Source organism: Pseudomonas sp. PvP089, from assembly GCF_017875165.1.
GTDB lineage: Bacteria > Pseudomonadota > Gammaproteobacteria > Pseudomonadales > Pseudomonadaceae > Aquipseudomonas > Aquipseudomonas fortuita.
The window spans coordinates 645,808-661,333 of record NZ_JAGGME010000001.1 but is presented as its reverse complement, the minus strand read 5'-3'; the positions used below and the strand labels follow the sequence as shown (position 1 = coordinate 661,333).

The window sequence follows — 15,526 nt, the reverse complement described above, 5'->3', positions numbered from 1 at the left end:
CCAACCGCGTAACTGCAAGGTATCGCAATCCCCTGTAGGAGCGGCCTTGTGCCGCGATGGGCTGCAAAGCAGCCCCGACAACCTCAAACCTTGAACAGGTCCTGCTCCAGCACCAGGCTCTGCCGATCACTGTCCAGCCTGACCCGAGCCCCCAGCGGCAAGCACACATTCGGGTCGCAATGCCCACTGCGCCACCCCGCCAGCACCGGCACACCCAGCGGCGCGAAGGTCTCCTCCAGCAACGGCGCCAACGCCGCCGTGGTAATCCCGGCAAAGTCCCCCACCAGCACGCCTTTCACCCCCTCCAGCTTGCCCGCCAGGCGCAACTGGGTCAGCAGCCGGTCGACCCGGTACAACGGCTCGTTGACGTCCTCGATGAACAAGATGCAGCCCTGGGTCTCCAGCTCGGCAAGCGTCCCCATGGTCGCACCCAGCATCGACAGGTTGCCGCCCAGCAGCGGGCCGCTGGCCACACCCGGCAACACACTGCTCAAGGCATAGCCCGCCGGGTGCACAAGCTGCTCGCCTGCCCGTACGTGCCCGCCCAGCTGCGCCAGCAACGATGACTCGGTCGGCGGCAACTTGGCGCCCAGCAGGTCGGCATTGAGCATCCCCCCATGGAAGGTAACCAGCCCGCTATGCCGGTAGATCGCCGTGTGCAGCGCGGTAATGTCGCTGTAGCCGATCAACGGCTTGGGGTTGCGCCGAATCAGCTCGAAGTCGAGCTGGCCGAGCAAGCGCATGCTGCCGTAGCCGCCGCGCATGCAGAGGATGGCGTCGATGGCCGGGTCGGCAAACGCGTCATGCAGGTCCTGCAGGCGCTGTTGATCCGGTCCCGCCAAATAGCCCTGCGCCTGCAGGGCACCCGGGTAGATACGGCAACGATAACCGCGGTCAGCGAACCACTGGCTGACCTTGTGCGTATCCAGACGCGCCGCGCCCGCCGGCGCGACAATGGCAAAGCAGGCGTTAGCCGGCAGCGCAGCTGGCAGGCTGGGTTGGAGGGTTTCGGCGCAATTCATCGCAGCTCCTAGCAGCGCGTGGGGCGCAAATAAAAATGCCGACGCCGCCTGTCGGCGTGCATCGGCATACGTGGCTCTGCTCTTTGATTCAGAGCTTGATCTTGGCTTCGTGAGCTTGCTGGTCAGCATGGTACGAAGAACGCACCAGCGGGCCAGAGGCGACGTTCTTGAAGCCCATCTTGTAACCTTCCTCGGCGAACCAGGCGAAGGTGTCCGGGTGAACGAAACGTTGCACCGGCAGGTGGCTACGCGATGGCTGCAAGTACTGGCCGAGGGTGAGCATGTCGATTTCATGCTCGCGCATGCGGTGCATGACCTCGATCACCTCTTCGTCAGTCTCACCCAGGCCAAGCATAAGCCCCGACTTGGTCGGTACGTGCGGTACCATCTGCTTGAATTTCTGCAGCAGGTCCAGCGACCAGTCGTAATCCGAACCCGGACGCGCGGCCTTGTACAGGCGCGGCACCGTCTCAAGGTTGTGGTTGAACACATCTGGCGGCTCTTGCGCAGTGATCGCCAACGCAACATCCATTCGCCCACGGTAGTCCGGCACCAGGGTTTCCAGCTGCACACCCGGGGACAGCGCGCGAATTTCGCGGATGCAGTCGGCAAAGTGCTGGGCACCGCCGTCACGCAGGTCGTCGCGGTCTACCGAGGTGATCACCACGTACTTCAGGCGCAGGTCGGCAATGGCGACAGCCAGGTTCTTCGGCTCGTCCAGGTCCAGCGGTTTAGGTCGGCCATGGCCAACGTCGCAGAACGGGCAGCGGCGGGTGCAGATGTCACCCATGATCATGAAGGTGGCGGTACCACCGGAGAAGCACTCGCCCAGGTTCGGGCAGGAAGCCTCTTCGCATACGCTGTGCAGCTTGTGCTTGCGCAGCAGTTGCTTGATACGGTCTACCTCAGGCGACACCGGGATACGCACGCGGATCCAGTCAGGCTTTTTCGGCAGTTCGTCAGTAGGGATGATCTTTACCGGGATGCGCGCGACTTTGTCGGCGCCACGCAGTTTGACCCCAGCTTCCACCTTCTTCGGCGCTTGGCGCGGGGTGACATCCTGGGTAGATATCAGGTTCGGCACGGCTTCTTGCACAGTTGTCATATTCAGTCGATTCCGCCCGTGAGGGTCGTCTGCTCAGCGTAGTCGAGGTGCTTGACCAGCTGTCCGCGCAGCCTTGTCCTGACCTCGTCGAGTTCGATCGGACCTGCCAGATCGCGCAGCTGGGTCATGGCCAGCCCCGCATAGCCGCAGGGGTTGATTCGGCGGAATGGCGCAAGGTCCATGTCCACGTTCAGGGCAAGGCCGTGGAACGAACGGCCGTTGCGAATTCGCAGGCCGAGGGAGGCGATCTTCGCTCCATCGACATAGACGCCAGGAGCATCGGGCTTGGCCGATGCCTGCACGTCGTAACTGGCGAGCAGGCCGATCAAGGCCTGTTCGATACGGCTGACCAGCTCGCGTACGCCAAAGCCCAGCCGGCGCACGTCCAGCAGCAGGTAGGCCACCTGCTGACCGGGGCCATGGTAGGTCACCTGGCCACCGCGGTCGGTCTGCACCACCGGGATGTCGCCCGGTACCAGCAGGTGCTCGGCCTTGCCGGCCTGGCCCTGGGTGAAGACCGCGGGGTGCTCGACCAGCCAGATTTCATCCTGGCTGCACGGGCTGCGCTGCTCGGTAAAGCGACGCATGGCCTCCAGCACCGGTTCATAGGGCTGCAGGCCAAGCTCGCGAAAACCGAGACAGGCGGACATCAGAGCACCATTTTCACGATGCCGGTAGCGCGCAGGGCGCTGTTGATATCGTGCAGCTGATCTTCGCTGGTGGCAACGATGTGCAATTGCACGGTGGTGTACTTGCCTTCCTTGCTCTGGCGTTCAGCCAGCGTGGAAAGGTCGACCTTGGCGTGCTTGCTGAGAATCTCGATCACCGTGTCCTTGAAGCCGACAACAGTATCGCCGATTACCTTGATCGGGTAATCAGCGCAAGGGAATTCGATCTTGTGCGACTTGACGTCTGGTTCGCTCATGGCGGAAACGGCCTCGTAAGCCGTGGCAACAACAACGCCCCCGCTAGATACGCGGGGGCATGCAGGTCACGTATCAGTTGAACAACCCGAAGAAGAATAGACGGATGCTATCCCACATACGGCGGAAGAAACCACCTTCCTCGACGCCATCAAGGGCGATCAGGTCGGCGCTGTGAACCACTTTCTCGTCCAGTTTGACTTCCACTTTGCCGATCACGTCACCTTTGGCGATTGGCGCGGTGAGCTGCGGGTTCATGGTCATCGAAGCTTGCAGACGCTTCAATTGGCCTTTAGGCATAGTCATGGTCAGGTCGTCAGCCAGGCCAGCCTTGATCTGGCTGGTGGCGCCTTTCCAGACCGGGGCCTGGGTCAGCTCGGTGCCTTTCTGGTAGAAGGTCTGGGTTTCGAAGAAGCGGAAGCCGTAGGTCAGCAGCTTCTGGGTCTCGGCAGCACGGGACTGCTCGCTGTTGGTGCCAAACACCACGGCGATCAGGCGCTGGCCATCGCGAACAGCCGAAGCCACCATGCAGTAGCCCGCTTCGTCGGTGTGGCCGGTCTTCAGGCCATCGACGGTCTTGTCACGCCACAGCAGCAGGTTGCGGTTAGGCTGCTTGATGTTGTTCCAGAAGAACTCTTTCTGCGAGTAGATGGCGTAGTGGGCCGGATCGACGGTGATGATCGCACGGGCCAGGGTCGCCATGTCATGCGCCGACGAGTAATGCTCCGGGTTCGGCAGGCCGGTGGGGTTCATGAAGTGGCTGTTGCTCATGCCCAGGTCGGCAGCCGTTTTGTTCATCATGTCGGCGAAGGCATCTTCACTGCCTGCGATGTGCTCGGCCAAAGCGACCGAGGCGTCGTTGCCGGACTGGATGATGATGCCATGCAGCAGGTCGCTGACAGTCACCTGGCTACCGACTTTGATGAACATGCGCGAACCGCCAGTACGCCAGGCGTTTTCGCTGACGGTAACCGGGTCGTTCTCACCGATCTGGCCGCGGCGGATGTCCAGGGTGGCGATGTAGGCGGTCATCAGCTTGGTCAGGCTGGCTGGCGGCAGGCGCTCGTCACCGTTGTTCTCGACCAGCACGTTGCCGCTGGACGCGTCCATGAGTACGTAGGACTTGGCTGCCAGTTGCGGTGGCGCCGGCGTCATCTGCTCTGCCGCGAAGGCGGCAGGCGTGATCATCAGCAGTACAGGCAGGCAAAGTCGTTTGGCAAGGTTGGTGATGTTCATCCGTCTCTCGAAAATCGCTAATGGTCTGAGATGTTCCCTGGGCAAGATCATGTGCCCAGCGCCAGTCAGTCTGGTTTTATGGCCGTTGGCCTGGCCCGCGAACGTGCGGCTTTATGTCGCTGCGGGCAAAAGCCGTCATTGTACATGGCCGCGCCCGGCAATTCATGACAAAACCGACAGTTTGGTGTTGCCTTCTTCGCGGGCACGCCCGCGCCCACAGGGTGTCGCATACCCCTGTAGGCGCGGGTGTGCCCGCGAAGAAGACGACGCGGTCAGTCTGCTGTGACCAGCTTGGCCTGCCCCAAGTTCGCCAGGCGGATGCTGTCTTGTGCTTGCTGGATCTCGCCCTGGCTGCCGATCGGCCCCAGGCGCACGCGGTGCAGGGTCTGCTGGTTACGCACGATCGAGCTGATGAACACCGGTGCATTGACCATGGTGCTGAGTTTGGAGCGCAGTAGCTCGGCGGCATCCGGGTTGGCGAAGGCGCCGACCTGAAGGAAGCTGCCACCCGCACCGCCAGGCACATTGTTGCCACCCACCTGCACCGGCACCACCGGCGCCGCATGCTGCTGTGCCGGCGGAGTCCATTGCTCGACACGCCCGGTACTGGCCGGGATCGCCTGGGTCTGGGCCACCTGCGGCTCTTTCAGCACCATCGGCGGCGTCTGCCCACGCTGGGCCCACCACTGCTGCGGGTCGATCCCCTCGACGCGCACATGCGCGGTGCCGGTCTCGGCATAGCCGAGCTTTTTCGCCGCCGCGTAGGACAGGTCGATAATACGGTCGGAATAGAACGGGCCACGGTCATTCACCCGCAGGATCACGCTACGGCCGTTGGCCAGGTTGGTCACCCGCACGTAGGCCGGCAGCGGCAGGGTCTTGTGCGCCGCGCTCATGCCATACAGGTCGTACAGCTCGCCGTTGGCGGTGTTCTGGCCGTGGAACTTGGTGCCGTACCACGATGCGGTGCCCTCGGCGCGGTAATTGCGCGAGTCCTGCATCGGGTAATACGTCTTGCCCAGCACCGTGTAGGGGTTGGCCTTGTAGTTGCCAGTGTGCACGGTCGGCGTGGCATCGGGGATCTTGTTCACATCCACGTCCCACCAGGGCGCGCCGTCCTTGTGGGCCCGGTTGATGTCCAGCCCCGGCTGGGTACGCACCACGTTGCCACTGCTTTGCGGGGTCGGGCGGCTGGATGAACAGCTGGCCAGCACCACGCCAACGGCGAGGCAGGTCAGCAGTTTGAAGGAGTTGGCAGAGATGATTGCGCGCATTACTTGACGCCCCGTGCTTGAACCAGCTGTTGCGCAAGCTGATGCACCGCCATGGCATACATCACGCTGCGGTTGTAGCGAGTGATCGCGTAGAAGTTCTTCAGGCCAACCCAGTACTCGGGACCATTGTCGCCCTCAAGGCGGAAGGCAGTAACCGGCAGATCATCGCGCAGCGAATCATGAACCGACCAGCCAAGCGCGCGCAACTCCCCTACCGTTTTCACCGGCTCGATACCGGTGGTCAGGCCTTGCTCGGCACCTGCACCGTCCACCCAGGCGCGACTGACCACGCCCCCGCCCGCCACCCAGCCATGGCGCTTGAAGTAGCTGGCGACGCTGCCGATGGCATCGTCCGGGTTATTCCAGATATTGATGTGGCCATCGCCGTCGAAGTCCACCGCGTAGTTGCGAAAACTGCTCGGCATGAACTGCGGCAGGCCCATGGCGCCGGCATAGGAGCCTTTGAGCGTCAGCGGGTCGAGCTGCTCATCACGGGCCAGCAGCAGGAACTCGCGCAGTTCCTTGCGGAAAAACTCGGCCCGCGGCGGGTAGTCGAAGCCCAGCGTCGACAGCGCATCGATCACCCGGTAGTTGCCGGTGTTGCGACCAAAGAACGTTTCCACACCGATGATCGAAACAATGTACTGCGCCGGCACGCCGTATTCCTGCTCGGCACGGGCCAGCACGGCTTCGTGCTGGCGCCAGAAGTCCACACCACGGGCAATGCGCGCGTCGGTGAGGAACATCGGCCGGTAGTCCTTCCACGGCTTGACCTTTTCGGCCGGGCGCGAGATGGCGTCGAGGATCGACTGCTTGCGCTGCACTTCACGGAACACGCTCATCAACTGCTCAGGGGCAAAACCATAGTCGCGGCTCATTTCGCCAACGAACTCGGCCACCTGCGGTGAGCCTTGATAATCGCCGGCATGGGCCAGCTGTACAGCGCCGAACAGGCCCACCGCGCCAATCCACGGCGCACAACGGGCAGCCCAGTTACGCACTGCTTGCATGAAATTCTTCACCTTATTCAAACCTGCGCGATCCATTTGCGGTGCGTGTGGATCGACATCAAAACGCCAAACGCTGACAGCAGCGTCACCAACGATGTTCCGCCATAGCTGATGAAGGGTAGCGGCACGCCCACCACAGGCAGAAGGCCGCTGACCATCCCGATATTGACGAACACGTACACAAAGAAAGTCATGGTCAGGCTGCCCGCGAGCAGCTTGCCGAACAGGGTCTGCGCCTGGGCGGTGATCATAAGGCCACGGCCGATCAGCAACAGGTAGACGATCAGCAACAGGCAGATGCCGACCAGGCCGAACTCCTCGCCCAGTACGGCGATGATGAAGTCAGTGTGGCTTTCCGGCAGAAAATCCAGGTGCGACTGGGTGCCGAGCAGCCAGCCCTTGCCGAACACCCCGCCCGAGCCGATCGCCGCCTTCGACTGGATGATGTTCCAGCCCGTGCCCAGCGGGTCGCTTTCCGGGTCGAGGAAGGTCAGTACCCGTTGCTTCTGGTAGTCGTGCATGACGAAAAACCACATCGCCACCGCCACTGGCACCGCCGCCGTCAGCACACTGAGGATCCAGCGCCAGCGCAGGCCCCCCATGAACAGCACAAAGGCGCCGGAGGCGAGAATCAGCAGCGCCGTGCCCAGGTCGGGCTGGCGCACGATCAGGATGAACGGCACGCCAATCAGCACCAGGCTGATCGCCACGTGCTTCAGGTGGGGCGGCAAGGTGCGCTTGGAGAGGTACCAGGCGATGGTCGCCGGCATGATGATCTTCATGAATTCCGAGGGCTGGAAGCGGATCACCCCGGGGATGTTGATCCAGCGCGTGGCGCCCATGGCGTTGTGGCCCATCACGTCCACCACCACCAGCAACAGCACCCCGGTCAAGTACGCCAGCGGCACCCAGCGGGCCATGAAGCGCGGCTCCAGCTGGGCGATGACGAACATCGACACCAGGCCTATGCCGAACGAGGTGGCCTGCTTGAGCAGCAGGTCCCAGTTCTTGCCACTGGCCGAATACAGGACGAACAGGCTGCCGGCCGCAAGGGTCAGCAGAATGATCAGCAAGGGGCCGTCGACATGGATACGCTGCAGAAAGCTGGCGCGCCGACGCATCACATCCTCACTGGAGAGCATGCGATCGAAATTGTTCATCACAGGGCCGATTCCTGGGTAACGGTGGCAGGCGCGAACTCGGGCTTGAGCCGGCCATTTTCGTCGAGCAGCCAGGCGTCCATGATCTGGCGTACCACGGGCGCAGCGACACCCGAGCCGGACTCACCGTTCTCGACCATCACCGATACCACGATTTTCGGGGCTTCGGCCGGCGCAAAGGCGACGAACAGGGCGTGGTCGCGGTGGCGCTCCTGAAGCTTGTTGCGGTCGTACTTCTCGCCTTGCTTGATCGCCACCACCTGGGCGGTACCGCTCTTGCCGGCAATGCGGTACTGGGCACCGGCGGCAGCCTTGCGCGCAGTGCCGCGGGCGCCGTGCATTACCTGCTCCATGCCATGGGTGACCTTGGCCCAGTCGGACTTGTCACGCAGCACGATGTTTTCCATAGGGTTGTCGTCCACAGGCTGCTGGCCTTCGATGGTCTTGGCCAGGTGCGGGCGGTTCCACACCCCCTTGTTGGCGATCAGCGCAGTGGCCTGGGCCAGTTGCAGCGGCGTGGCCTGCATATAGCCCTGGCCAATGCCGAGAATCAGTGTTTCACCGGGGAACCAGGCCTGACGGCGGGTGGCACGCTTCCATTCGCGCGACGGCATCAACCCGGCGGACTCCTCGAACATGTCGAGGGAAACCCGCTGGCCGATGCCGAACTTGTTCATATAGCTGGACAGCCGATCGATGCCCATCTTGTGCGCAAGGTCGTAGAAGTAGGTGTCGTTGGAACGCATGATCGCGGTGTCCAGGTCGACCCAGCCATCGCCGGAGCGGTTCCAGTTACGGTATTTGTGGTCATAGTTGGGCAGTTGGTAATAGCCCGGGTCGAACACCCGGCTGCTGGCATTGACCACGCCACTGTCCAGGCCGGCGATGGCCACCGCCGGCTTGATGGTCGAACCGGGCGGGTACAGGCCACGCAGCACGCGGTTGAACAACGGCCGGTCGATCGAATCGCGCAGTTCGGCATAGGCCTTGAAGCTGATGCCCGTGACGAACAGGTTGGGGTCGAAGCTGGGCTGACTGACCATCGCCAGCACCTCGCCAGTGCGTGGGTCGAGTGCTACCACTGCGCCACGCCGGCCACCCAGGGCGGCCTCGGCGGCTTCCTGCAGCTTGATGTCCAGGCTCAGCACAATGTCCTTGCCCGGTTTCGGGTCGGTGCGCTTGAGCACCCGCAGCACGCGGCCTCGGGCGTTGGTCTCGACTTCTTCGTAGCCGACCTGGCCGTGCAGGTCGTCTTCGTAGAAGCGCTCGATGCCGGTCTTGCCGATATGGTGGGTGCCGCTGTAGTTCACCGGGTCGAGCGTTTTCAGCTCTTTCTCGTTGATGCGCCCCACATAACCCACCGAATGGGCGAAATGCGCACCCTGCGGGTAATGCCGCACCAGTTGGGCCACCACTTCCACGCCTGGCAGGCGGAACTGGTTCACCGCCACCCGGGCGATCTGCTCTTCGTTGAGTTCGAACAAGATCGGCACCGGCTCGAACGGCCGACGGCCCTGGCGCATGCGCTTCTCGAACAGCGCCCGGTCGTCGGCCGTCAGGTCCAGTACTTCGACGATGGTATCCAGCACTTCCTGCCAGTTACCCGCACGTTCGCGGGTCATCGACAGGCTGAAGCTGGGCCGGTTGTCGGCAACGATTACCCCGTTGCGGTCGAAGATCAGCCCGCGGGTCGGCGGGATCGGCTGCACATGCACCCGGTTGTTCTCTGACAGCGTCGAGTGATAGTCGTACTGGATGATCTGCAGGTAGTACAGCCGCGCGATCAGCACGCAAATAAGCAGCATGATCGCCACCGCGCCGACCACGACGCGGTTGCGCACCAGGCGGGCGTCTTTCTCGTGGTCCTTGAGGCGGATCGGCTGCGACATCTGACTGCTTACAGGCTCATTTGTGGTATGGGTGCCCGGACAACACGGTCCAGGCGCGGTAGATCTGCTCGCCGATCAGTATCCTTACCAACGGGTGTGGCAGGGTCAGCGGCGACAGCGACCAGCGTTGCTCGGCGCGCGCGCAAACCTCAGGCGCCAGGCCTTCCGGGCCGCCCACCATCAAATTCACCGTTCGCGCATCCAGGCGCCAGCGGTCGAGCTCGGTCGCCAGCTGCTCGGTGCTCCAGGGCTTGCCATGGACCTCGAGGGTGACAATGCGTTCCCCAGGCTGAACCTTGCTCAGCATGGCTTCGCCCTCCTGACGGATCAGGCGGGCGACATCGGCATTCTTGCCACGGGTGTTCAGCGGGATTTCCACCAGCTCCAGCGACAGCTCGGCGGGCAGGCGCTTGGCATATTCATGCCAACCTTCCTCGACCCACTTCGGCATGCGCGAGCCGACCGCGATCAGGCGCAGACGCACGACGCTTCCTTATTCCCGGTCTTTGATCTTGTCATCGAAGTAGGCGCTGGCGTTTTCCGGGCTGTGATGCTTGGCATCAGCAGCACGGCTCTGCTCGGCACCCGCCCACAGACGCTCCAGGTCGTAGAACTGGCGGGCAGCGGCGGTCATCATGTGCACGATGACGTCGTTCAGGTCCAGCAGCACCCAGTCGCTGTCACCCTTGCCTTCTTCGCCCAGCGGCTGTGCGCCTTGTTTCTTGACCGCTTCACGGACCTTTTCCAGCATCGCGTTGATCTGGCGGTTGGAGGTACCGGTGGCAATGATCATGTAGTCGGTCAGGCTGTGCTTTTCGCGCACGTCGATGACCTGGATGTCCTGGGCTTTGACGTCTTCCAGAGCGCTAATGGTCAGTTTGACCAGTTCTTCGCCACTGATGCCATTGGTTTTCTGCTTGCTCATATAAAACTCGTTCAACTCGTTGGATGAGGCGCCAGAGGCACCGTCAGTTAGGCGCACGATACAGTTCGTGCGCCTCGATGTAGGCCAGTACGGCGTCCGGCACCAGGAACCTTACCGATTTGCCGCTGGCCAGCAGCTGTCGGATCTGTGTAGCCGACACCGCAAGCGGCGTCTGCCAGACGAACGAAATATTTCCCGCCGGGCCGGACATGGCGGCGGGATCGCTCTCCGAGCGCGCAGCCAGCAGGTTGCGCAGCTCGTCAGGGGGTTCTACGTCGGCATCCGGGCGTTGCAGCACCAGGATGTGACAGTGTTGCAGCAATTCTTCCCAGCGGTGCCAGCCCGGCAGACCACAGAAGGCATCCCAGCCCAGCACCAGGAACAGCTGGTCGTGGCCGGCCAGTTCGGCGCGGATCGATTCCAGCGTATCGATGGTGTAGGACGGTTTGTCCCGCTCAAGCTCGCGCGCATCGACGCTCAGGCAAGCCACGCCCTGCACCGCTTCGCGGACCATGGCCAGGCGATCCTGCGCGGCCACCCGCGGGGTGTCGCGGTGCGGCGGCCGGGCGTTGGGCAACAGGCGCAGTTCGTCCAGCCCCATGAACTCGGCCACTTCCAGCGCGCTGCGCAGGTGGCCTATATGCACGGGGTCGAAGGTGCCACCTAGAATGCCGATGCGCCGGACTGCCTGGGCCGTGCTCAACTCAGCAGGACTCCTGACCGCGCAGCTGGCCGTCGCCGATCACTACGTACTTCTCGCAGGTCAGGCCTTCCAGGCCGACCGGGCCACGGGCATGCAGCTTGTCGGTGGAAATACCGATTTCCGCACCCAACCCGTACTCGAAACCGTCGGCAAAGCAGGTCGGGGTGTTGAGCATGACCGACGCCGAGTCGACTTCAGCCATGAACTGGCGGGCTTCACCCTGGTGTTCGCTGATGATCGAGTCGGTGTGGTGTGAGCCATAGTGGTTGATGTGCTCGATGGCCTGGTCCAGGCCATCGACGACGCGGATCGACAGGATCGCGTCCAGGTACTCGGTGTGCCAGTCGTCTTCAGTGGCCGGCTTGGCCTCGATGAGCGCGCGGGTACGCTCGCAGCCACGCAGTTCCACGCCCTTCTCCTGGAAGCGGCGGGCCATTTCCGGCAGGAAACGCTCGGCCACTTGCTGGTCGACCAGCAGGGTTTCCATGGCGCCGCAGATGCCATAACGGTAGGTCTTGGCGTTGAAGGCCACGTTCCAGGCCTTGTCCAGGTCGGCATGCTGGCTGACGTAGATGTGGCAGATGCCGTCCAGGTGCTTGATGACCGGAACGCGGGCATCGCGGCTGATGCGCTCGATCAGGCCACGGCCGCCGCGCGGCACGATGACGTCTACAAATTGCGGCATGCTGATGAGCGCGCCCACGGCTTCGCGGTCGGTGGTCTCGACCACCTGCACCACGGCAGCCGGCAGGCCCGCGGCGGCCAGGCCACGCTGGATGCAGGTGGCGATAGCACGGTTGGAATGGATGGCTTCAGAGCCGCCACGCAGGATGGTCGCGTTACCTGACTTCAGGCACAGGCTGGCAGCATCGATGGTCACGTTCGGGCGCGACTCGTAGATGATCCCGATCACGCCCAGCGGTGCGCGCATCTTGCCAACCTGAATACCCGATGGGCGGTAGCTCATGTCGCGGATGGCACCAACCGGGTCCGGCAGGCTGGCGACCTGGCGCAGGCCGGTGATCATGCCATCGATACGTGCAGGGGTCAGCGCGAGGCGGTCGAGCAGTGCCGGCTCCAGGCCATTGGCGCGGCCGGCGGCCAGGTCCAGCTCGTTGGCGGCAGTCAGTTCCGCACGGGCAGCATCCAGCGCATCGGCAGCGGCTTGCAAGGCGCGGTTTTTCTGCGCGGTGCTGGCACGGCCGATTACCCGGGAAGCCTCACGGGCAGCGCGACCCAAACGGGTCATGTAGTCAAGAACGGACTCAGTCATGGGTTCGGTGTCTTGGCGAAGGGGAAATCGGCTGATTATAACTGCCGCGCAGGTGTACGCCCAGCGGCGGGTGGCGGATGGTAGAAAATGGGTGTTCGTCTCACGATTGTCTGCGCCTGTGAAATCGAGCGCCGCCCGCGCGGCGCTCGATTTCACAGGCACCAAACACATCAAGGCGAACCCCTGACAGCCGCTACCAATGAAACATATGGATACCAATCAATCGCCCCACAGGTTCAGCCAAGATTAAGCCATTCATTGCTATCATCCCCGCGTCCCCCGCCACGAACTGCCCGCATGCCAGCCCTGCCCGACAGCTTTTTCGACCGTGACGCCCAGACCGTGGCCAAGGCCCTGCTGGGCAAGGTAATCCGCCACCGCCACGGCGACCTGTGGCTGGCCGCACGCATCATCGAGACCGAGGCCTATTACCTCACCGACAAAGGCAGCCACGCCTCGCTCGGCTACACCGAAAAGCGCAAGGCGCTGTTCCTCGATGGCGGGCACATCTACATGTACTACGCCCGCGGCGGCGACTCGCTGAACTTCAGCGCCCACGGGCCGGGCAACGCGGTGCTGATCAAGTCTGCCTATCCTTGGCAGGACGACCTCTCGGGCCCCGACAGCCTGGCGCAGATGCAACTGAACAACCCCGACGCCAGCAGCAAGCTCCGCCCGGATGAACGCCTGTGCGCCGGCCAGACCCTGCTGTGCCGAGCCCTGGGCCTGAAAGTGCCAGTGTGGGACGCCCAGCGCTTCGACGCCGAGCGGCTGTATGTGGACGATTGCGGCAACGCCGTACCAAGGGTTATCCAGACTGCAAGGCTGGGCATCCCGCACGGGCGCGACGAGCACCTGCCCTACCGCTTCGTCGACGCCGAGTACGCCCGGTTCTGCACGCGGAACCCGTTACGTCGCGGCCAAGTCGAAGGCCGTGACTTCTTCATTCTCGAACAAGGAAGCTGAACATGGGCCAATGGCTCGACAGCCTGACCGGCTGGCTAAGCGCCAACCCGCAGTGGCTTGGCCTGGCGATTTTCCTGGTGGCCTGCATTGAGTGCCTGGCTATTGCCGGCATCATCGTGCCTGGCACTGTGCTGCTGTTTGCTGTCGCGGTACTGGCCGGCAGTGGCGCCTTCAGCCTGGGCGAAACATTGCTGCTGGGCTTTCTTGGCGGCCTTTTGGGCGACGCCGTGTCGTACACACTGGGCAAGTACTTCCACCAGAACATTCGCCGCCTGCCGCTACTGCGCCACCACCCGGAGTGGATTGGCAGTGCAGAGACCTATTTTCAGCGCTACGGCATTGCCAGCCTGCTGGTAGGGCGGTTCATCGGGCCGCTGCGGCCCATGCTGCCAATGGTCGCGGGCATGTTCGACATGCCGTTGCCGCGCTTCATCGCAGTCAGCCTGGTGGCCGGCGCCGGCTGGTCGGTCGCCTACCTGCTGCCAGGCTGGGCTACCGGCGCGGCCATGCGCCTGCCGCTGCCGGAAGGTTTCTGGCTGGACGCCGGCATCATCGCCGGCACCCTGGCGGTCATCATCGGCCTTAGCCTGACCACCAGCATTCGCGACCAGCGCCATGGGACACGACTGATCGCCGGCATGAGCTTCGCTGCCTTGGCCGGGCTATTCCTCGGCTGGCCTTACCTGCACGAGTTCGACCAAGGCGTGATGACACTGGTGCAGGAGCATCGCAGCCAGGCCATCGACGGCGCCGTGGTACTGGTGACCCGGCTGGGCGATTTCCGCACGCAACTGTTTCTCGGCGCCCTGCTGACCGGCCTGCTGCTGCTTGCCCGCCAGTGGCGGCACGCGTTTTTTGCCGCTGGCGCGCTGATGGGCACAGCGATCGCCAACGGTACACTGAAATGGCTGTTTGCCCGGGCGCGGCCGGAAGTGCTGACCGACCCACTGACCAGCTACAGCATGCCCAGCGGGCACAGCTCGGCGTCGTTTGCGTTCTTTCTGGTCATGGCAGTGCTGGCAGGGCGCGGACAGCCGCCGCGCATGCGCCTGACCTGGGTGATGCTGGGTTGCATTCCGGCGCTGGCGATTGCCCTGTCACGGGTGTACCTGGGGGCGCACTGGCCAACCGACATCCTGGCCGGCGCCCTGCTGGCCTGCTGTGTATGCGCGCTTAGCCTGACTGTGGCGCAGCGCCAGCAGACACTGCCGGCCCTGCCGCTGCGGGTGTGGTGGCTGGTGTTGCCGGCATGTATCGCGCTGCTGGCGTTCTTTGCAATGCATGCGTTGCCGCAGGCTTTGCTCAGATACCAATATTGATGTCACCCTTAATGGCCTCTTCGCGGGCTTGCCCGCTCCCACAGGTACTGCACCTGCCTCGAAGCAAGTGACATACCTGTGGGAGCGGGCAAGCCCGCGAAGAGGCCAGCCCAAGCAGCACAAAGAGATCAGGCGAAAAGCTCACCCTGAATCCGCTCCAGCAATTTCTGAATCTCCCCCAATCGCTGCTGCGGCGAGTCGAGGGTCAGCAGGTCCAGCTTGTCTTCTTCCATGAACGGCAGCAGGTACGCCAGCTGGTTGGCCAGCGCCTGGCGCCCATCCACCGGGCGCGGCATGTCCAGCGCCTCGACCATCGGGTGCTCACCCAGCGCCACCAGCAGCGCCAGCAGGTCATCATCGGAATCGAGCAACGGGCTGTCCGCGTGCTCCGGCAGCCATTGCACCTGCCCCACCAGCAACTGGTCCTTCTGCACCTCGGTGCTTGCCAGACTGAAGCGCCGCACCCCTTCAACGCGAATACCCAGCAAGCCATTATCCTGCTGCGCAAAGTCGCGGATCACCGCTTCACAGCCGATCGAAGCGACCATCGGTGGCGCCTTGCCAACCTGTTCACCTTCCAGGATGCAGACCACCCCAAAGCCTTCGCCCTGCTTCATGCAGCGCCCGATCATGTCCAGGTAGCGCGCCTCGAAAATCTGCAAATCGAGAAAGCAGCCCGGGAACAGCACGGTATTGAGCGGAAACAGCGGTAGTGTCATCA

Annotated in this window: 16 protein-coding genes; 2 read left to right on the top strand and 14 right to left on the bottom strand. The window is 63.3% G+C overall.

Annotated elements, in window-relative coordinates; genetic code table 11:
- Window positions 1-83 precede the first annotated feature (83 nt).
- The 13 genes from J3A71_RS02980 to J3A71_RS02920 form a co-directional block, all read right to left on the bottom strand.
- The gene (locus J3A71_RS02980; protein ID WP_060518556.1) at window positions 84-1,022 is read right to left on the bottom strand and encodes an LD-carboxypeptidase; all 939 of its coding nucleotides are present in this window, start codon (window positions 1,020-1,022) and stop codon (window positions 84-86) included.
- 88 nt (window positions 1,023-1,110) lie between these two features.
- Complete coding sequence (lipA, locus tag J3A71_RS02975) at window positions 1,111-2,127, bottom strand: lipoyl synthase (protein ID WP_016489358.1); 1,017 nt, start codon at window positions 2,125-2,127, stop codon at window positions 1,111-1,113.
- 2 nt (window positions 2,128-2,129) lie between these two features.
- Window positions 2,130-2,777, bottom strand: coding sequence for a lipoyl(octanoyl) transferase LipB (lipB, locus tag J3A71_RS02970; protein ID WP_016489359.1), 648 nt, complete (start codon window positions 2,775-2,777; stop codon window positions 2,130-2,132).
- Window positions 2,777-3,052, bottom strand: coding sequence for a DUF493 domain-containing protein (locus tag J3A71_RS02965; protein WP_016489360.1), 276 nt, complete (start codon window positions 3,050-3,052; stop codon window positions 2,777-2,779). The genes lipB and J3A71_RS02965 overlap by 1 nt, the downstream gene beginning before the upstream one ends.
- 73 nt (window positions 3,053-3,125) lie before the next feature.
- Window positions 3,126-4,286: a D-alanyl-D-alanine carboxypeptidase family protein gene (locus tag J3A71_RS02960; RefSeq protein WP_016489361.1), complete on the bottom strand. Its 1,161-nt coding sequence runs from the start codon at window positions 4,284-4,286 to the stop codon at window positions 3,126-3,128.
- 272 nt (window positions 4,287-4,558) lie between these two features.
- On the bottom strand, window positions 4,559-5,560 hold the full coding sequence (locus J3A71_RS02955; protein ID WP_016489362.1) for a septal ring lytic transglycosylase RlpA family protein: 1,002 nt from the start codon (window positions 5,558-5,560) through the stop codon (window positions 4,559-4,561).
- The gene (mltB, locus tag J3A71_RS02950) at window positions 5,560-6,570 is read right to left on the bottom strand and encodes a lytic murein transglycosylase B (RefSeq protein WP_016489363.1); all 1,011 of its coding nucleotides are present in this window, start codon (window positions 6,568-6,570) and stop codon (window positions 5,560-5,562) included. The genes J3A71_RS02955 and mltB overlap by 1 nt, the downstream gene beginning before the upstream one ends.
- 17 nt (window positions 6,571-6,587) lie before the next feature.
- Window positions 6,588-7,691: a rod shape-determining protein RodA gene (gene rodA, locus J3A71_RS02945; protein ID WP_049275595.1), complete on the bottom strand. Its 1,104-nt coding sequence runs from the start codon at window positions 7,689-7,691 to the stop codon at window positions 6,588-6,590.
- Window positions 7,692-7,729: 38 nt separating this feature from the next.
- A complete protein-coding gene (gene mrdA / locus J3A71_RS02940) occupies window positions 7,730-9,619 on the bottom strand; it encodes a penicillin-binding protein 2 (RefSeq protein ID WP_016489365.1) in 1,890 nt (629 codons plus the stop codon).
- Window positions 9,620-9,635: 16 nt separating this feature from the next.
- The gene (gene rlmH, locus J3A71_RS02935) at window positions 9,636-10,103 is read right to left on the bottom strand and encodes a 23S rRNA (pseudouridine(1915)-N(3))-methyltransferase RlmH (protein WP_003249722.1); all 468 of its coding nucleotides are present in this window, start codon (window positions 10,101-10,103) and stop codon (window positions 9,636-9,638) included.
- Between the two features lie 9 nt (window positions 10,104-10,112).
- Window positions 10,113-10,544, bottom strand: a complete 432-nt coding sequence (gene rsfS, locus J3A71_RS02930; protein ID WP_016489366.1) for a ribosome silencing factor — start codon at window positions 10,542-10,544, stop codon at window positions 10,113-10,115.
- Window positions 10,545-10,587: 43 nt separating this feature from the next.
- Entirely contained in the window at window positions 10,588-11,247 is a 660-nt protein-coding gene (nadD, locus tag J3A71_RS02925; RefSeq protein ID WP_016489367.1) for a nicotinate-nucleotide adenylyltransferase, read from the bottom strand.
- Window position 11,248: 1 nt separating this feature from the next.
- On the bottom strand, window positions 11,249-12,520 hold the full coding sequence (locus J3A71_RS02920) for a glutamate-5-semialdehyde dehydrogenase (protein WP_016489368.1): 1,272 nt from the start codon (window positions 12,518-12,520) through the stop codon (window positions 11,249-11,251).
- Between the two features lie 297 nt (window positions 12,521-12,817).
- Between J3A71_RS02920 and J3A71_RS02915 the strand changes: the two genes are divergently transcribed.
- Together J3A71_RS02915 and J3A71_RS02910 are read left to right on the top strand one after the other, a co-directional pair.
- On the top strand, window positions 12,818-13,486 hold the full coding sequence (locus tag J3A71_RS02915; protein WP_023047864.1) for a DNA-3-methyladenine glycosylase: 669 nt from the start codon (window positions 12,818-12,820) through the stop codon (window positions 13,484-13,486).
- 2 nt (window positions 13,487-13,488) lie between these two features.
- A complete protein-coding gene (locus tag J3A71_RS02910; RefSeq protein ID WP_016489369.1) occupies window positions 13,489-14,805 on the top strand; it encodes a bifunctional DedA family/phosphatase PAP2 family protein in 1,317 nt (438 codons plus the stop codon).
- A gap of 128 nt (window positions 14,806-14,933) precedes the next feature.
- Here the strand turns inward: J3A71_RS02910 and J3A71_RS02905 are convergent, their stop codons facing one another.
- Window positions 14,934-15,524 carry an LON peptidase substrate-binding domain-containing protein gene (locus J3A71_RS02905; RefSeq protein ID WP_016489370.1) on the bottom strand — a complete coding sequence of 197 codons (591 nt, stop codon included), beginning with the start codon at window positions 15,522-15,524 and terminating at the stop codon, window positions 14,934-14,936.
- Window positions 15,525-15,526: the final 2 nt, after the last annotated feature.

What these genes read in the sequence shown, in the direction of transcription:
- J3A71_RS02980 (WP_060518556.1), bottom strand. Translation starts at nt 1,022, where the DNA reads ATGAATTGCGCCGAAACCCTCCAACCCAGCCTGCCAGCTGCGCTGCCG.
- lipA (WP_016489358.1), bottom strand. Translation starts at nt 2,127, where the DNA reads ATGACAACTGTGCAAGAAGCCGTGCCGAACCTGATATCTACCCAGGAT.
- lipB (WP_016489359.1), bottom strand. Translation starts at nt 2,777, where the DNA reads ATGTCCGCCTGTCTCGGTTTTCGCGAGCTTGGCCTGCAGCCCTATGAA.
- J3A71_RS02965 (WP_016489360.1), bottom strand. Translation starts at nt 3,052, where the DNA reads ATGAGCGAACCAGACGTCAAGTCGCACAAGATCGAATTCCCTTGCGCT.
- J3A71_RS02960 (WP_016489361.1), bottom strand. Translation starts at nt 4,286, where the DNA reads ATGAACATCACCAACCTTGCCAAACGACTTTGCCTGCCTGTACTGCTG.
- J3A71_RS02955 (WP_016489362.1), bottom strand. Translation starts at nt 5,560, where the DNA reads ATGCGCGCAATCATCTCTGCCAACTCCTTCAAACTGCTGACCTGCCTC.
- mltB (WP_016489363.1), bottom strand. Translation starts at nt 6,570, where the DNA reads ATGCAAGCAGTGCGTAACTGGGCTGCCCGTTGTGCGCCGTGGATTGGC.
- rodA (WP_049275595.1), bottom strand. Translation starts at nt 7,691, where the DNA reads ATGCGTCGGCGCGCCAGCTTTCTGCAGCGTATCCATGTCGACGGCCCC.
- mrdA (WP_016489365.1), bottom strand. Translation starts at nt 9,619, where the DNA reads ATGTCGCAGCCGATCCGCCTCAAGGACCACGAGAAAGACGCCCGCCTG.
- rsfS (WP_016489366.1), bottom strand. Translation starts at nt 10,544, where the DNA reads ATGAGCAAGCAGAAAACCAATGGCATCAGTGGCGAAGAACTGGTCAAA.
- J3A71_RS02920 (WP_016489368.1), bottom strand. Translation starts at nt 12,520, where the DNA reads ATGACTGAGTCCGTTCTTGACTACATGACCCGTTTGGGTCGCGCTGCC.
- J3A71_RS02915 (WP_023047864.1), top strand. Translation starts at nt 12,818, where the DNA reads ATGCCAGCCCTGCCCGACAGCTTTTTCGACCGTGACGCCCAGACCGTG.
- J3A71_RS02910 (WP_016489369.1), top strand. Translation starts at nt 13,489, where the DNA reads ATGGGCCAATGGCTCGACAGCCTGACCGGCTGGCTAAGCGCCAACCCG.
- J3A71_RS02905 (WP_016489370.1), bottom strand. Translation starts at nt 15,524, where the DNA reads ATGACACTACCGCTGTTTCCGCTCAATACCGTGCTGTTCCCGGGCTGC.